General features: G+C 34.9%; 13 protein-coding genes. 7 read left to right on the plus strand and 6 right to left on the minus strand.

The genetic code is table 11. From position 1 onward, the window contains the following. Positions 1 to 90: 90 nt before the first annotated feature. The 5 genes from ACZZZW_RS09720 (at position 91) to ACZZZW_RS09740 (ending at position 6,566) form a co-directional block, all read left to right on the plus strand. A complete protein-coding gene (locus tag ACZZZW_RS09720; protein ID WP_055914977.1) occupies positions 91 to 606 on the plus strand; it encodes an Mpo1 family 2-hydroxy fatty acid dioxygenase in 516 nt (171 codons plus the stop codon). A 112-nt stretch (positions 607 to 718) separates the two neighbouring features. Next, complete coding sequence (locus ACZZZW_RS09725; RefSeq protein ID WP_463493099.1) at positions 719 to 3,526, plus strand: TonB-dependent receptor; 2,808 nt, start codon at positions 719 to 721, stop codon at positions 3,524 to 3,526. Positions 3,527 to 3,565: 39 nt separating this feature from the next. Then, on the plus strand, positions 3,566 to 5,083 hold the full coding sequence (locus ACZZZW_RS09730; RefSeq protein ID WP_463493100.1) for a hypothetical protein: 1,518 nt from the start codon (positions 3,566 to 3,568) through the stop codon (positions 5,081 to 5,083). A gap of 243 nt (positions 5,084 to 5,326) precedes the next feature. Next, the gene (locus ACZZZW_RS09735) at positions 5,327 to 5,635 is read left to right on the plus strand and encodes a hypothetical protein (protein WP_463493101.1); all 309 of its coding nucleotides are present in this window, start codon (positions 5,327 to 5,329) and stop codon (positions 5,633 to 5,635) included. Between the two features lies 1 nt (position 5,636). Then, positions 5,637 to 6,566 (plus strand): hypothetical protein, encoded by a 930-nt coding sequence (locus ACZZZW_RS09740; protein WP_463493102.1) that lies wholly within the window; start codon positions 5,637 to 5,639, stop codon positions 6,564 to 6,566. Positions 6,567 to 7,203: 637 nt separating this feature from the next. Here ACZZZW_RS09740 and ACZZZW_RS09745 read toward each other — a convergent pair. The 6 genes from ACZZZW_RS09745 to ACZZZW_RS09770 all read right to left on the minus strand — a co-directional run bounded on the left by ACZZZW_RS09745 (position 7,204) and on the right by ACZZZW_RS09770 (position 13,326). After that, the gene (locus tag ACZZZW_RS09745) at positions 7,204 to 7,683 is read right to left on the minus strand and encodes a hypothetical protein (RefSeq protein WP_463493103.1); all 480 of its coding nucleotides are present in this window, start codon (positions 7,681 to 7,683) and stop codon (positions 7,204 to 7,206) included. 411 nt (positions 7,684 to 8,094) lie between these two features. Continuing rightward, entirely contained in the window at positions 8,095 to 8,409 is a 315-nt protein-coding gene (locus ACZZZW_RS09750) for a hypothetical protein (protein ID WP_463493104.1), read from the minus strand. A 282-nt stretch (positions 8,410 to 8,691) separates the two neighbouring features. Then, positions 8,692 to 8,967, minus strand: coding sequence for a hypothetical protein (locus ACZZZW_RS09755; protein WP_055914911.1), 276 nt, complete (start codon positions 8,965 to 8,967; stop codon positions 8,692 to 8,694). Between the two features lie 128 nt (positions 8,968 to 9,095). Further along, positions 9,096 to 10,247: a hypothetical protein gene (locus ACZZZW_RS09760; protein ID WP_463493105.1), complete on the minus strand. Its 1,152-nt coding sequence runs from the start codon at positions 10,245 to 10,247 to the stop codon at positions 9,096 to 9,098. Positions 10,248 to 10,424: 177 nt separating this feature from the next. Then, complete coding sequence (locus tag ACZZZW_RS09765) at positions 10,425 to 11,234, minus strand: 1-acyl-sn-glycerol-3-phosphate acyltransferase (RefSeq protein ID WP_463493106.1); 810 nt, start codon at positions 11,232 to 11,234, stop codon at positions 10,425 to 10,427. A 340-nt stretch (positions 11,235 to 11,574) separates the two neighbouring features. Next, entirely contained in the window at positions 11,575 to 13,326 is a 1,752-nt protein-coding gene (locus ACZZZW_RS09770; protein ID WP_055914902.1) for a lysophospholipid acyltransferase family protein, read from the minus strand. Between the two features lie 95 nt (positions 13,327 to 13,421). Between ACZZZW_RS09770 and ACZZZW_RS09775 the strand changes: the two genes are divergently transcribed. Together ACZZZW_RS09775 and ACZZZW_RS09780 are read left to right on the plus strand one after the other, a co-directional pair. Then, the gene (locus ACZZZW_RS09775; protein ID WP_463493107.1) at positions 13,422 to 14,321 is read left to right on the plus strand and encodes a ComEA family DNA-binding protein; all 900 of its coding nucleotides are present in this window, start codon (positions 13,422 to 13,424) and stop codon (positions 14,319 to 14,321) included. A gap of 324 nt (positions 14,322 to 14,645) precedes the next feature. Further along, a complete protein-coding gene (locus ACZZZW_RS09780) occupies positions 14,646 to 15,800 on the plus strand; it encodes an acyl-CoA dehydrogenase (protein ID WP_463493108.1) in 1,155 nt (384 codons plus the stop codon). Positions 15,801 to 15,847: the final 47 nt, after the last annotated feature.

Below are 15,847 nucleotides of genomic sequence, written 5' to 3' on the forward strand. Positions count from 1 at the left end.
TGCTGATAAAATAAATTCAGCATGACGAACGGTTTAATAAACAAAATATTAAGCGATGGATATTCCATCGCTTTTTTTTATTTTTACATAATGAGCAAGCAATCCATAACAATAGAACCGAAACGGCCTGTAGATGTACTTTTTGATAAGTATGCCGAAAGTCACCAAAATCCAACCAACAAACTGGTGCATTGGATCTGTGTTCCATTAATTGTATTTAGCTTATTGGGGTTAATCTGGCAGATTCCTTTTCCGCACCTTGGCTTTCTGGGTAGCTATAACGGTTTTTTCAACTGGGCATCTTTCCTGCTTGCATTTAGCCTTTATTATTACTTTACATTATCACCTGTACTGTTTTTTATGATGATTTGGGTGGTAGGCCTGATGAGTTACATCATTGTTAAAATTGAACAGGCCGTTGGTTTAGGGAGTGGAACTGCTTATGCCATTTATGCTGCAATATTTGTGGCTGCCTGGGCAGGTCAGTTTATAGGGCATAAAATTGAAGGGAAAAAGCCATCTTTTCTTGATGATGTTAAATTTTTGTTAATAGGCCCGATCTGGTTACTGCACTTCATTTGCAAAAAAACAGGTATCAGGTACTGAGTTAAAAAAGTTGTTAACTTGTAATTAACCTTAAGGTAAAGTAACATTAATTAATACCTAATCTACAGTTAACACTGTGGTAATACTTTTGCCCTTATCAAATAAAGGCAAATTGGATTTACAAAACTCTTTTAAAAGAGCGGCACTTACAGTGTTCGCTTTAACGATCAGCATACTTTCGTATGCGCAAACTGGAAAAATTTCTGGTAAGATAACTGATAAAACTACTGGGCAGACTTTGGTTGGGTTATCTGTTTTAATTGAAGGAACATCTATCGGTACAACGAGTGATGCGCAAGGTATTTACACATTAAATACAGTTAAATCAGGGGTTTATAATGTTGTTTTTTCATTTATATCCTTTAAAAAACAAGTTGTTTCTAATGTTAAAGTTACTCCAGGAAAAACAACAGTAATTGATGTTGTAATGGAAGATGATCAATCAACACTTAATGATGTTGTGATTTCCGGATCCAGAAAAACAGGTACTGAGGTTTCATTGTTAGCCGAACTAAAAAAATCGCAATCGATAGCAAACGGAGTTTCATCCCAAACCATTCAAAGATCGGGAGATACTGATGCTGCACAGGTTGTAAAACGTGTTCCGGGTATTACCATTGTTGATAATCGTTTTATAAATATTCGAGGTTTGGCAGAACGATATAATAACGTTCAATTAAACAACGTAACAGCTCCGAGTTTAGAAACTGATGTAAGGTCTTTCTCTTTTGATTTAATTCCAAGCAACCAAATAGATCGGGTATTGGTTTACAAAAGTCCTTCTGCTGATATTCCTGCCGATTTCGCTGGTGGTGTTGTAAAAGTTTTTTTAAAAAGCATTCCTGATGATGATCGCTTAACCATAGATTATGGTACCTCTTACCGTGAAAATGCTACTTTTAAAGACTTTAAGAGAACAAATACTGGAAGTTTGTACTTCACTGGTTTTAACACCGGAGATAATGATCTTCCTGTAAACTTTCCTTCAAATTTAAATAATGTTAGCGCAAGCAAACTAAATGCCGCCGGGCATGCATTGAGAAATAATTGGGTGCCTGATGTAAATACGGCCAATTTAGATCAAAAGCTTAATATTTATGGCAGTAAACGTTTTAATATCAATAATAAGTTATTAGGAAATATTACTGCGATAACTTACAGTAATAGCAAAACCAACAATGCTGTTTTTAGAGGCAACTACGAGGCATATGATCCTATTTCAAAGGTTGCAGAAGAGAATTACAGGTATAACGACGATCAGTATACCTATAATGTTCGTTTGGGTGTTGTGCATAATTGGGCCTTCAAATTAGATAACAACAATACCTTTGAATTTAAGAACTTATATAATCAGCTAAGTACATCGCAGTATGTAAGTAGGGTAGGTTCAGAAAAGCAACAAGCCTATGCAAATTATGCATCCAACGTTTTGTACCGCGGTATTTATTCGGGGCAGTTATCAGGTAATCATAAATTTAATAGCGAAAATACAAAGTTCGACTGGGTTGCAGGTTACAGTAAATCTTTCAGAGATCAGCCTGATTATTCGCGTTACAGAACATTGGATAATGGAAATGGAACCTATAATATTTTCGTGCCTACAGGAGGAGCTCAGCCAGAATTCCTGGGAAGATTCTATTCAAAAATGAATGAAGATATTAAAACAGGTGCATTTAATGTTGAACAAGCGTTAGCTCCAAAATCTGAAGAATTTAAACCATCAGTAAAGGTTGGAGCCTATTATGAAGATAAACAAAGATCTTTCTCTTCGAGAAATATCGGTTATGTAAGGGCAAATTCTCTTCAATTTGATCAATCATTATTAAAAGGAACTATCGAAGAACTTTTCGACTGGAAAAATATCAATACCACAACCGGGATAAGATTGGATGAAAAATCAAACCCTTATGACAACTATGATGCCTCTAACAAATTATTGGCTGGCTATGCTAATTTTATTTTGCCATATAAAGATAAATTGACAATCGTAGCGGGTGCCAGAGTGGAGAAAAATGTTCAAAAGCTAAATAGTTTTGATACAGGTGGCCCTGTTAATGTGGATAATGATATCACCAGGGTGTTGCCTTCTGCCAATGTACAATATAACATCAGTGAAAAATCGCTCTTTAGATTAGCGTATGGTAAAACACTAAACAGACCAGAATTTAGAGAAATAGCCCCATTTTCATTCTATGATTTTGATCAAAACTTTAATGTTGCTGGTAACCGTAATTTAAAAACTGCAAAGATTGATAATTATGATCTAAAATATGAATTCTATCCATCCACAAGCGAACTTATTAGTATTTCTGGTTTTTACAAAAAATTTAAGGATGCTATAGAGATGACTGCTGTTTCTGGTTCCAATGCGCAATCATTCAGCTTTAATAATGCTCAAAATGTTCGGAATATTGGAGTGGAATTAGAAATGCGTAAATCATTATCGGGTCTTACCTCATCAAAATTTCTTAATGATATTACGCTTTTACTAAATGCATCATACATCAACAGTAAAGTTGAGTTTGCCGGTGATAATGCCCTTGGTCAATCCAATAACCGCCCTATGCAAGGTCAATCACCATACATTATTAATACAGCAATATTCTATAATAACGTTAAATCAAAATTCCAGGTAAATCTACTGTATAATGTTGCAGGTAAGCGTATTGCATTTGTGGGTACAGATGTAATCAGAGATATTTATGAGATGCCGAGAAATGTAATCGACTTAGTAATCACAAAAAACTTTACAAATAAACTTTCATTAAAAGCCAACTTTAACGACTTGCTAAATCAAAACTTTACGCTAATGCAAGATGGAAATCAGGATGGTAAATTCGATCAATCAACAGATCAGGTAACTGTACAATACAAAAGTGGTCGCCAGTTCGGATTAACACTTTCTTACAAAGTATTTTAACAAAAACATTTAAGGATATAAAAAAATAGAAAAATGAATATGAAAAAGCTTTACAAGCCAAAATTTGGTACAAACGCTCTTAAAACAATGATGTTTGTTTTGGCAGGAACTTTAATTTTTAGTTCGTGTAAAAAAACTACCGTTATCGAATACAATGAGGCTGGATTTAATTCAGGTACAGGAACAGGAACAAATCCTGCAACAGGATTTACAAAACCTATTGTAGAAGTAGCAAACGGTAGCATTACAACGAATACAAAGTGGACAAAAGATAATATTTACAGACTTAATGGTTTTGTAAGAGTTGGTAGAGATGCTAAAAATAGCGGTGGTTTGGCTGCAGTTGAAGGCGTTACTTTAACAATTGAAGCAGGTACAACAATTATTGGAGATAGAGAAACAAAAGGAACATTGGTGGTACAACGAGGTAATAAAATAGTTGCTGAAGGTACTGCATCTCAGCCAATTATCTTTACTTCTGAGCGTGCAGCAGGATTCCGTGAGCCAGGTGATTGGGGTGGTGTTGTATTATGTGGAAAAGCTACAAATAACCAAGCCGGTGGTGAGGCCGAATTAGAAGGCGCTTACGGAGGCTGGCACGGTGGTACTGTTGATGCCGATAACTCTGGTATTTTAAAATATGTTAGAATTGATTACGCTGGTACGCCAATTAATCCAAACCAGGAAGTGAACTCTTTAACAATGGGATCAGTAGGTTCAGGAACAGTAATTGACTATGTTCAATGTTCTTATGGCTTGGATGATGCTTTTGAGTGGTTTGGTGGAACAGTAAATGCTAAACATTTAATTGCTTATCGTGGCCTTGATGATGACTTTGATGTTGATTTTGGATTCCGTGGTACTGTTCAATTCGCTATCGGTATCCGTGATGCAAACTCTGCAGATCAATCGGGTTCGAATGGTTTTGAGGTAGACAACGATGGTGCAGGTTCTAGCTTAACACCTTTTACTTCACCTCAATTTTCTAACGTAACCATTATTGGCCCAAAGAAAGACAGGAATAAAACAATTTCTACACAATTTCAAAATGCAATGCATTTGAGAAGAAATAATAAAATCAAAATCTATAACTCAGTATTTACAGCTTATCCAAATGGCTTATTTATTGATGGAGCTACAACTTTAGCAAATGCAGCTGCTGGCGAATTGGTACTAAAAAACAATGTACTTGCAGGTGTAGATGGTTGGGGCGCAAACGGTTATGGTACTGGTGGTACTACAACATTTCCAAATCCAATTGGTGTCGAAACTAAATCTACCGGGAATGTAGGTGCTCAAACTGTTGATGTTTGGTTTAAAACAGCAGCATTTGCAAACGAAACTTATTCAAAGTGGGAAGATATAGGAATTGACGCTACAATTTTTGACTTAGGTGCAACGCCGAAGTTCACATTGAACACCGGATCTGTTTTATTAGCAGGCGCAAGTTTTACAGGATTGACTGGTTTTGATGTAGTTAACTATCGCGGTGCCTTTGGTACTACTGACTGGACTACTGGTTGGGCTAATTTTACACCTCAAACCAATGTTTACTAAATTTATTCAGTAAATACCCTCTGTGGGCATTCATTTATTTTTTAACGCAAAAAGCTAGATTAATTCTAGCTTTTTGCGTTTTATAAAATTCAATATAAATATTTTTTTGATGTAGTATTATGTGTTAAATATATGATTATAAATTATTTTAATTAGTAGTATTATAAATTTTTATTTGTATTATTTATTAGTTTATTAATTCTATAGTAATGTATTTTTAACATTTAGCGACTACATTTAGGAATGAAAAAAATAAATATCTATCTATTTAAAGCCTCAATAGTTGGAGCTTTAATAATTGCAATTACAGCTGGTTGTAAAAAAGATGAAATCAAAATCGAACCCGTTGCTAAAACAACCGTAGTATCAGAAATTGAATTCTCAAAATTACTAAACTTTATTTCGATAACTACCACTGCGCCAAAGAACCAAATTGTATACAATGAAAAGAACAAAGAATTTGTTGTATATGGTTGGTATCATAAAAGTTTAGCAGATATTCAATCTGAGTACGATTCTGCAAATGAATATAAAGCCACATACGAGAAATAATATGAAAAAACATTTTTTTCTTTTAATAGCTTTCATAGTGATAGCTTTAACTTCCCGAGCTCAGATTGTGTTACAGCAGTTTCAAATCGATCAAAATCGTGTTCAGAATAATGCGTTAATAGTACCAACAAAAAATGAGGCTACATTATTTAAATTTGTAGCTGTATTGTCTAGAGGTGTAGTAGCTACCGGAGGGTACGTTACTGGTAATTGTAAAATTTCATTAGTCTATACTGAGGCAGCGAGTGGTGATGCGACAATTAAAAATGATCCATCAACGATTACTCTTGGTACAAAAAATGTAACATCATCTGACTACGATAAGACGCTAGCTTATCTCTTTGATATAGACGCCACATTACCTGCGAATAAAACTAATGGGAAAATACTCTTGTTAGTTGAATTCGTAGATTTTTCAAATCAATCGAAAACAATTTATTCTGATACAAGATATAGTATATATGTAGTACCGCCAGCAGTTATACCTAAAGCACCTGTGTATTTAATTGCTGGAAACTCAAATAGCGAATATTATCTTTCATTAGATGATGCGATGTCAACTCCGTTTGGTTGGAGCAATAGAGGTATTTACTACTATGGATATAAAACTCAAGCACCAGGTACTGTACCTGTTTATGAATTTAAAGGAAAATCCTATGATTCAAGTGGAAGTCCTGGTTTTCCTGAAAATCTGACTTATTACTCAACTTCAGCACAAACACCAACCCAAGCATTAACTGGATCTGGTAGTAATTGGTCAACAACTTCATCAAAAATTGCTTTTTATGCTTATAGTACCCAAGTGCCAGGAACTGTTCCGATTTATTGTTATAGCCATGAATCAGTGAATTTATTTTTGTTCACTCAAAATCCTCCTGGGGATTCTTGGATTCAAAAGAATGTAGCTTTTTATGCGTTTCCTGTTCAATAATCAGAATAATAGATAACAATTATTAAAAACCTCTCAAAAAGTCCTATACTTATTGAGAGGTTTTAATACGTCGCTGATTTTTTGGAAATACAACCAATTATCCCTCTTCAACCTCTTCCTTAACAATTACTTTTGCCTTTTTTCTGCAACCGGTTTAACCTTTTTTGTTTTTAGAGCCGCAGCTGTAACTTGATCTTCTTTTGTATATGGAGCTATAGAATCTTTTGAGTAACGAAAGTAACTTTTTTAGTTAATTGCTTTGCGAACTTTTCGATTCATTTTTAAAAAAAATAAGCAGGCTCTTTATTCTGTCTTAGGTTAAAATATGCTTTTGGCTAAACACAATATATGTTCCAAACCCATAATTATATGCTTTGATTAAACAATATATGTTCCGAAGCTATAATTATAGGTTATTGGCTAAACAATATATGTTCTGAAGCTATAATTATAGGTTATTGGTTAAATAGTATATGTTCCTAACAAATAATTATAGGTTTTTGGTTAAATAATATATGTGCTTAACGTATAATTAGGTGTTTTTAATTTATCAATAACTGCTGTAAGCAGGTTTAATTAACTGGCACAAAAAGAAAAGTATTGGCAATAATTGAAAATCATTGCCAATACCGTTTTGTTATATATTTGTTTCGGTGATCTTTTTGTTTCTTGGAAATTGCTGCTTTAAGTCATCATAAATATCTTGCGTACCTGCAATATTTGATTTATTTGCACCTTTAACAGCGTTGTAAAAAACCAATGCTGATTCATAGGCTTCGCCACCAGCTACCATCATACAGTCATCTACTGCTCGTAAAAACTTACTTGCTTCGAGGTAAATTTCATACAGATCGGCTGCAAGTTTATAGTCTTTTTGTGTTTCGGTCACATCTAAAAAAGAGGGTACCAAATTGGGCGATTGTTTTGCGTGTGTAATTGCCCTGCCTACAAAGGCCAACGTTCTGTCTCCCATTTTTAACATGGTCTGGCGCTCGTCTGCCGAAAGGTTAAAAATCAACACATCTTTAAGCGTAGTTCTTGCTTCCTGTAATTGTGCGGTAACTTTTGCCATTTGCTCGGCGGTAATTTCTGCCGAGATTTTGTTGTTTAAACTCATAGATTATATGTTATTTAATTGAAAAAATAATTTCAACCTAAACACAATTTGAAATGGCTGGTTTAATCAGGGCGGTAGCACAGAAAATTGCCACAACCTTGATTTACCTAATCAACTTGCGTATTTACCAATAAAATAAATGGGATGAGTTTTATTGCCGCTAAGGATAAGCTAAGTTTATCCGGGCAGATTATATGGTTCGTTAACGGTTTATTTAATTAACACAGCCAATATACTTATTTTTTTTGAAACAAATATTAAAAATGCGAGCGGCTCTACCCGGTAGATTTTTGAATAAGGACTGTAAATTTTAGCAGTCGATTATCTACAGAAGATCAGAGGAGTTTTACGATAAGCTTTTATTTACACATTAAGAAAGCCTTGTTGGGTTACCAACAAGGCCTTTTTTATTTATTTCGCTTCAACCTCTTCCTTAACAATTACTTTTGCTTTTTTTATTACAACCGGTTTAGCTGTTTTTGCTTTTGCAGGTTCAGCACTGGTGATTTCTTCTTTTGTAAATGGAGCTATAGAATCATCTTGTATTCTGAAAGTAACTTTCTTTGCTAATTGCTTTGCAAACTTCTCAATTACCTTATCTGTTTTTTTTGCTTTGCCATATTGATCAAGAAGATCTGTAAATGCAAGTACTAATTTGGATTCTAATTCTTTACGTAACTTTTTGCTTGTCGAATGATTTTTCGACTTCGATTTATTCTTTTTCATCTAAAATTAATGGGTATTTTCAAAGATAGAGAATCGGAAAGTTAAATTAATATTATCATTATGTTAACAGTCGCTTGCCCGCTTAACATGTAAAATATTTGTTTTAACTTATTTTAAATCAGGACGTTTGGAGTCAGGAAAGCCTGACTTGTCCAATTTTCATTAAAGTTTTTTTTGATTATTTAACTGCTAATTCTTATTGGCAATCAAAAGGAAAAACGAATACTGATGTAAATGTAATCTCATCAGAGATCAATCCTGAAGAAACAATAGCGAAAATAACTAAAAGTTATGGCCTGGTGCAATGGCTCCACCAAGATCTAAAGTATTTTGAAAACCCTCCAGGTATTGTAATAAATGTCGCTCGGCATTTGCATATGAGGTAAATGTAGATGCAGGTTCGTAAGCATCGGCGTCGGTTTTACTTTTATAAAAAGAATTAATTTGGAACACAAAAATATTCTCATCATTAATTGGCGACATAATTCTGGCCTTAATGGCATGGCCGTTTGCCTCAACAAAAAATTCTTTTAAAATGGTATATATTGTTGCAGACATAAAGACAAATTAAATTTAAACATCAGTTCAAAAATAAAAGTACTGTTATTAGCTGATGATTCAGCTTGTTATTGATAAGATAACATTAAATAAATATTAAATTAACATTGAATTAGCCCATAAGCCCGTTATCTCCTTATAGGTTCATATGCATAAACTACCTGGTATTTACTGTCTTTCAGGTTGGCAGAAAGCTGTCCGATTTTTAAATTCTGCGCCTGTGGTGTAGGCTCACAATAAGAATATTTTTTGCCTTTATAAGTAATCGCCTTGCCTATAGGTGTATCAAATTGTACGGCAATGGTAAGGTGTTTAGGATATAATAAAGCGATCATGGGTAAATCGTATATTTCCTTTACCAGATAAAAAAACAGGGCAGCCCGGTCATCACAATCACTATAAGTACTTAATAAAGTTTGCTCGGGCGAGAAACGTTTTTCTTCACCGTAATTATCACTATCATCTTCGTATAAAAAACTATAGCGGGTAAACTTCATCAAATAATCAACACCTTTTTTCTTATCCAGGTGTTTCAAATTTTCTTTCAATGTTGGAATGAGCGAACTATAGGTTTCTCTACTCAGTGGGATGTTAAAATAACTTTCAAAGTCGACTACCGGATAGTTTTTGAAAATGGTTTGTACATTTTCATTCACTTTAAGTTTAAAATGCTGTACTTTTTGTCGATAACTAAACGCGATATCTTTATCCTGATAACTATCCGGTTTAAAATCGGGCATACGCGTTACTTTATAAGAGAAGGCGTTTTTTGCTTCCGGAATGGAAATTTTAACCGGCTTATAAGTATCAGCCTGTTTAAATAGTTTTCCGTAATCGTGGTAATTTAAGCAGACAAACTTTTTACCGTCGACCATAAAAAAGGGGATATCACTAATATCTTCATCATTCCGCACATAAAAGATCACCTGATTATTCCCAACTGCCAGCCTGGCATCATAACCACATTTGCTGAGCAAAAACCATTTATATAAGGTATACCTGAAATAATTGTTTGCTTTAGGACTGATCTGCTCAGCAGTTTTACGGATCAGCTGGTAATAAATCCAATCATTTAAGTCGTATTTTTTCTGATATTCTTTTAATGAAGAAATAAGCGGTTCATAATCACTTGAAGAAATGCTGCTATAGAATTTCGAAACTTCGGCAGCACTAGCTGTATTTGCTGTGGGTATTACGGTTGTAGAATCCAGTTTGAAATTGAAAGTACCGTTATAAAAATCAAACGAATAGTTTTGCCCCATGGCGATGTTGCTATTCATCACCAAAAAAGCAAATAAAATAATGCTCGAAAATAATATGTAAATCCCTCGTATCAAACCTCAACATATTTGGTTACATTAAATTTACTTATTATTAACGTTAAAGCAACAATTTCTTTATGTTAACAGGAGGCACAGTAACTAACCGGGAATTAACATTGAATTTTAAAAACCAACCTAATCGTTTTTTAATGCGTAAAGATCTTTTCTTAAGTGTTTCAAAAGAGAAGTATTACAATCTTTGCAAGCAATCTCCTTTAAATGAATGGGTTTGCCAATACTGATTTTTAATTGATGGCCACTTTTGTTGAATAGTTCTGAAATCAATTTGGCAGTTTGTAATGACGGATGTATGAATTTTAGCAAACTGAAAAAAATCCCGTTATTGCCATGAAAATAGACTGGAAGAATGGGTACATTGGCTTTTGAGATGATTTTTCCAACCACAGGATGCCACTCTCGGTCTGTAATCTGATTTTTTCTGAATTTATAAGAAGAAACTTCACCAGCGGGGAAAATAGCAACAGGGCTCCCGTCTTTTAAAACTTTCAAAGTTGTTTTTAATCCACTAATGCTTGATGCATCCTGAACTTTTTCGAAGGGATTGACGGCGATAATGCATTTTTCCAGGTTCGGGATTTTCTTTAATAGAAAGTTGCCCATAAACATGGTATCGGCACGCTGATTGGCTAGTGTGCTCAAAAGAGCAAGCGATTCAATTGCACCATAAGGGTGGTTTGCAATAGCTATAAATGCACCTTCTTTCGGGATGTTGGCCAAGTCTTCATCACTGATCTGAATGGTAACACCTAAAACTTTAAGGATATGGTTTGCAAATTTTTCACCTTCTAAAGTATCGGCATCTTTAATAATTCCGTTAAATTCATTAATCTTTAAAAAACGCATTAAAAAGGAAGCCAAACCAGGGATGGGAATATTACAAATACCTGTTGCTTTTGAAAAGTTTTCTTTAGAAATGACCGTCATAATGATAATTCAAGATTGATTTCTATTCGAAAACCAATCTAATAAAAGATTATTTAGTTGAGCTAAATATAAGGGAGGGAAACATCCTGTTTTTTAAAGTCGAATGTTCATCATAGCTCATACAGAGTAGCTAAAGATAACGGAATAATATGAACATCTGCGTATTTATTCGTTAACAAATTGTATTGTAATTAATTCTATAAATAACATTTCATTAATACCAACTTAACAAGCTCACTATACTTTTGTGGCATAAATATTTGGTTAGTATTTATAAAGTTTAGGTTAGTTGATAATAAAAAACCCAGATGGATGTCTGGGTTTTTTTATTGAAATGAAATTATAAGTTCTTGCCAAGTTTTTCCAGCATTTCTGGTGGAATATTGTGTGTATCTACAACTAAAAACCCATCCAGGCAATCAGAAAATTTAGGATCGATATTGAATGAAATAATCTTTGCATTAAGGTTCATATATTGCCTTAACAATACAGGGATTTTAATGTGCGAATTTTCAATGTCACCAATAATACTGTCTAAATCCTTAAATGATTCACTACTGTCAACCAATGTATCAGTAGAAATTGGTAAAAGATCTGCTTTAAATTTATTTCTCGGTTTAACATATTTGGCCATCTCATAATCGAAATGGTTTTTTGTAATGTAATCAACAATTAAAGCTTTACTAAATTTAGAAAAATTGTTGCTTATGCTTACCGGCCCGAACATATAGCGGTACTGTGGGTTATCAATCAGGTATTTTAAAATGCCTTTCCAAAGCAAAAATAAAGGAAGTGGCTTGCCCTGGTATTCTTTCCTGATCCACGATCTGCCAAGTTCTATCCCTTGGCGCAGCATTGGGTAAAACTGATCTTTCATTTTAAAGAGTTCAGAAAGGTAAAACCCACGGCGGCCCATGCTTTCTAAAATTTCGTCGCCCTTACCAATTCTGTACGCACCTACAATATTTTCTAAATCCCTATCCCAAATAAATAAATGGTTATAGTAAATATCGTAGTTATCAAGGTCTATTTTTTTGTTTGTTCCTTCACCCACTTCGCGGAAGGTAATTTCACGCAAGCGGCCAATTTCCCTTAAAATATTAGGAATCTTTAGTGTAGGAACAATATAAACTTCATAGTTTTTCTCCGTCCAAACCTTAAAATCCTCCAACTTTTCAACCTCACTTTTAATTAATAACCGCGAAGTTTCTTCAATAACCTCTGCAGGTTTCTTTTTAATTTTAAATAAGTTTAGTGGATTGAAGAGTTTTTTCTCCGTATCCAGTCCAATTCCTAGCGCATAAGTACGGGCCCTTAAAAAGTCCATTAACTTATTGCTACTGTTCATGTGCGAAATTTCTGAAATCGCGATGGGCTTACCAATTCTTACCTTAATGGTGCGACCATGTTTATTTAAAAACTCAGAAGGAAGTTTTGCCGTGCGCAAAGTAGGGTGGATGAAGCTTAAAATGTTAAAGAAAACACCATTATTACCATGAAAATAAATAGGTACAACCGGAACTTTAGCTTTGGCAATAAGCTTACCAACAACCGGATGCCACATTCTGTCGGTTACTTGCTGCGCATCCAATTTAAAGGTAGAAACCTCTCCGGCAGGGAAAATTCCTATCGGAATGCCATTTCTCAGCAAATCGAAAGTAGTTTTTAAACCACTGATGCTTGAGGAGTGCTGAACATTTTCGAAAGGGTTTACGGCAACAAAAAACTCATCCAGATTTGGGATTTTCTTTAAAATAAAGTTTACCATCACTTTTGCATCCGGCCTAACGGTGCATAAAAGTTTAACAAGAGCCAAACCTTCTACACCACCATAAGGATGATTTGCGATGGCAATGAAAGGACCCGTTTTTGGGATGCTATTTAAATCGTCGTCATCAAATTCGATAGAAACGCCAATGGTTTCCAGTATCTTATCTACAAACTCTAAACCTTTAAAGTGTTGATTTTGAGCGAATACATCATTGATGTCATTCAGTTTCATGATCTCCATCATCAAACCCGCTAAACCTGGTACACCTAGCTTATCTATCTTTGTCGCTTTCGCAAACTCAGACGTAGTTATGATCTTCATATATAATTCTTATGGCGTTGATAAGCAAAACCTGCTCAGTTTTGCAATCCCAAAAATAAGATTTATATTTATAATACACATGTCATATCACATCAATGAGAATTTGGCTCAATAAAAATTTTGGTTTTAGCAAAGGAGAATTTAATGGCTTACTGTTTTTAGTATCCATTATTTTATTATTAAAGGCTATACCTTTATTATATAATGCCTATAAACCCATTGAAAAAGATGATCCCAATCTGTTGAGCCGGATACAGAATATAACCTTAGCCGACGAAAAATATGCTTCTGAGATCCGCGAACGCATTGAAAATCCTGACCGGGAAGATAACAGTAAACTTTTTAAGTTCGACCCCAACACTTTGAACGCAACTGGCTGGCAGCATTTAGGTTTATCGCCTAAACAGGCACAAGCCATAGTGAATTATACCGAAAAAGGTGGCAGATTTTACAAAGCCGAAGATTTGAAGAAAATGTATACCATTTCTTCAAAAATGTATGGAAAACTGTTGCCGTATGTAAACATTGCTGATCAGCAAGGTAATTTTTCAAAAAAGTTTACACCATTTGAAAAAAAGGAATATGTGAAAAAAGCCGCAGTTATTGTGGACATAAATCTGGCTGATTCTGCAAAATTAGATGAGATAAAAGGAATAGGGGGAGCTTTTGCAAGCAGAATTGTTAAATACCGTAATCGACTCGGCGGATTTTATAAAAAAGAGCAATTAATGGAGGTTTATGGTTTGGATGCTAATAAATATGCAGCAATAGAAAGTCAAGTTTCAATGAGTGCCATACCTTTAAAGCAAGTCAATATCAATACCGCAACTTTTAACGATTTAAAAGCAAATCCCTATTTATCTTACAAACAAATCAACGCCATTCTCCAGTATCGAAAACAACACGGTAATTATGCCGGTTCAACAGATTTAAAAAAGATCGTAATCTTAAATCAAGAGGTAATTGATAAGATTCTGCCTTATATTTCCTTTTAAACGTTGATTAATTAATCTCTTAATTACTGTTCACAAGCTTTCCCCGATAAATAATTGAGATGTATATCTTTCAGTTTATGTAATACGCATAGCCCAACAAGGTGAAAGCATTTATTCTCATCAACAAAGCCCTATTATCGGTTTATTCCCCAATAGTGTGAAAAATATAAAAAAACTTTTCCGGGTAATTTCGGGGTTTAAAATTAACCGATATACTAATTGAACCGAATACCATTTCATTCTGTAATTGCACAAATATTTAATGGTAATTAACTATGAAATAAATGTTTATAATTGCCATTAACTAACTTAAAATATAATTTAATGAGCGTAAGCTTCGATTTTTCAGAAACAGAAACTCAGCAGAATGTTAAGGCCATGGTCCGCGATTTTGCTGAGAAAAACATTCGTCCGAATATCATGGAATGGGATGAGGCACAGCATTTCCCGATAGAACTGTTTAAGCAACTAGGAGAATTGGGTTTAATGGGCGTTTTGGTACCTGAAACGTATGGTGGCTCCGGATTGGGTTATCAGGAATATGTTGATGTAATTGTAGAAGTTGCCAGGGTTTGTGGTTCAATTGGCCTTTCGCTGGCCGCACACAACTCCTTGTGTACAGGGCATATTTTAGCATTTGCCAATGAAGAACAAAAACAGAAATGGCTGCCAAAGCTTGCAACAGCCGAATGGATTGGTGCCTGGGGTTTAACCGAAGCCAACACGGGATCAGACGCGCTTAGAATGATGACCACTGCTGTTGAAGATGGCGACGATTATATTATAAATGGAGCAAAAAACTGGATTACCCATGGTAAAAGCGGCGATATTGCTGTAGTAATGGTACGAACAGGTGAGCAGGGGAGTTCGAAAGGGATTTCTGCCATTGTTGTTGAGCGGGGTACACCTGGTTTTACAGCAGGTAAAAAAGAGAATAAACTGGGTATGAGGGCGTCAGAAACCACGGAAATGATTTTTGATAACTGCCGGGTACCTAAAGCCAATTTATTAGGAAAGGTAGGTGAAGGTTTCAAACAGGCTATGAAAGTTTTGGATGGTGGAAGAATCTCGATCGCAGCATTAGCCCTGGGCATTGCCAAGGGTGCTTTTGATGCGGCAGTAGCCTATTCGAAACAGCGCCAGCAGTTCGGGCAGCCTATTTCAAGCTTCCAGGGCATTAGTTTTAAACTTGCCGATATGGCTACCGAAATTGAAGCCGCTGAATTATTGATCCGCCAGGCCGCCGATTTAAAAAACAGGCATTTACCTATGACCAAAGAATCGGCAATGGCAAAATATTTTGCATCAGAAGTTTCGGTAAGAGTGGCCACCGATGCCGTACAGATATTTGGCGGTTATGGTTACACCAAAGATTTCCCGGTTGAAAAATTTTATCGCGATAGTAAATTATGTACGATAGGTGAGGGCACATCCGAAATACAGAAAATTGTAATTGCCAGAGAAATATTGCAAGGGTAGAAAGGTATAAGGTTTAGGGTTTAAGGCTAATGTCGATCACCCTAAAC

It is taken from the genome of Pedobacter sp. AC379 (assembly GCF_979258145.1).

Coding starts and splice junctions, on each gene's coding strand:
- ACZZZW_RS09730 (WP_463493100.1), top strand. CDS start 3,566: ATGAAAAAGCTTTACAAGCCAAAATTTGGTACAAACGCTCTTAAAACA.
- ACZZZW_RS09740 (WP_463493102.1), top strand. CDS start 5,637: ATGAAAAAACATTTTTTTCTTTTAATAGCTTTCATAGTGATAGCTTTA.
- ACZZZW_RS09770 (WP_055914902.1), bottom strand. CDS start 13,326: ATGAAGATCATAACTACGTCTGAGTTTGCGAAAGCGACAAAGATAGAT.
- ACZZZW_RS09750 (WP_463493104.1), bottom strand. CDS start 8,409: ATGAAAAAGAATAAATCGAAGTCGAAAAATCATTCGACAAGCAAAAAG.
- ACZZZW_RS09755 (WP_055914911.1), bottom strand. CDS start 8,967: ATGTCTGCAACAATATATACCATTTTAAAAGAATTTTTTGTTGAGGCA.
- ACZZZW_RS09745 (WP_463493103.1), bottom strand. CDS start 7,683: ATGAGTTTAAACAACAAAATCTCGGCAGAAATTACCGCCGAGCAAATG.
- ACZZZW_RS09775 (WP_463493107.1), top strand. CDS start 13,422: ATGAGAATTTGGCTCAATAAAAATTTTGGTTTTAGCAAAGGAGAATTT.
- ACZZZW_RS09720 (WP_055914977.1), top strand. CDS start 91: ATGAGCAAGCAATCCATAACAATAGAACCGAAACGGCCTGTAGATGTA.
- ACZZZW_RS09765 (WP_463493106.1), bottom strand. CDS start 11,234: ATGACGGTCATTTCTAAAGAAAACTTTTCAAAAGCAACAGGTATTTGT.
- ACZZZW_RS09735 (WP_463493101.1), top strand. CDS start 5,327: ATGAAAAAAATAAATATCTATCTATTTAAAGCCTCAATAGTTGGAGCT.
- ACZZZW_RS09780 (WP_463493108.1), top strand. CDS start 14,646: ATGAGCGTAAGCTTCGATTTTTCAGAAACAGAAACTCAGCAGAATGTT.
- ACZZZW_RS09760 (WP_463493105.1), bottom strand. CDS start 10,247: ATGAATAGCAACATCGCCATGGGGCAAAACTATTCGTTTGATTTTTAT.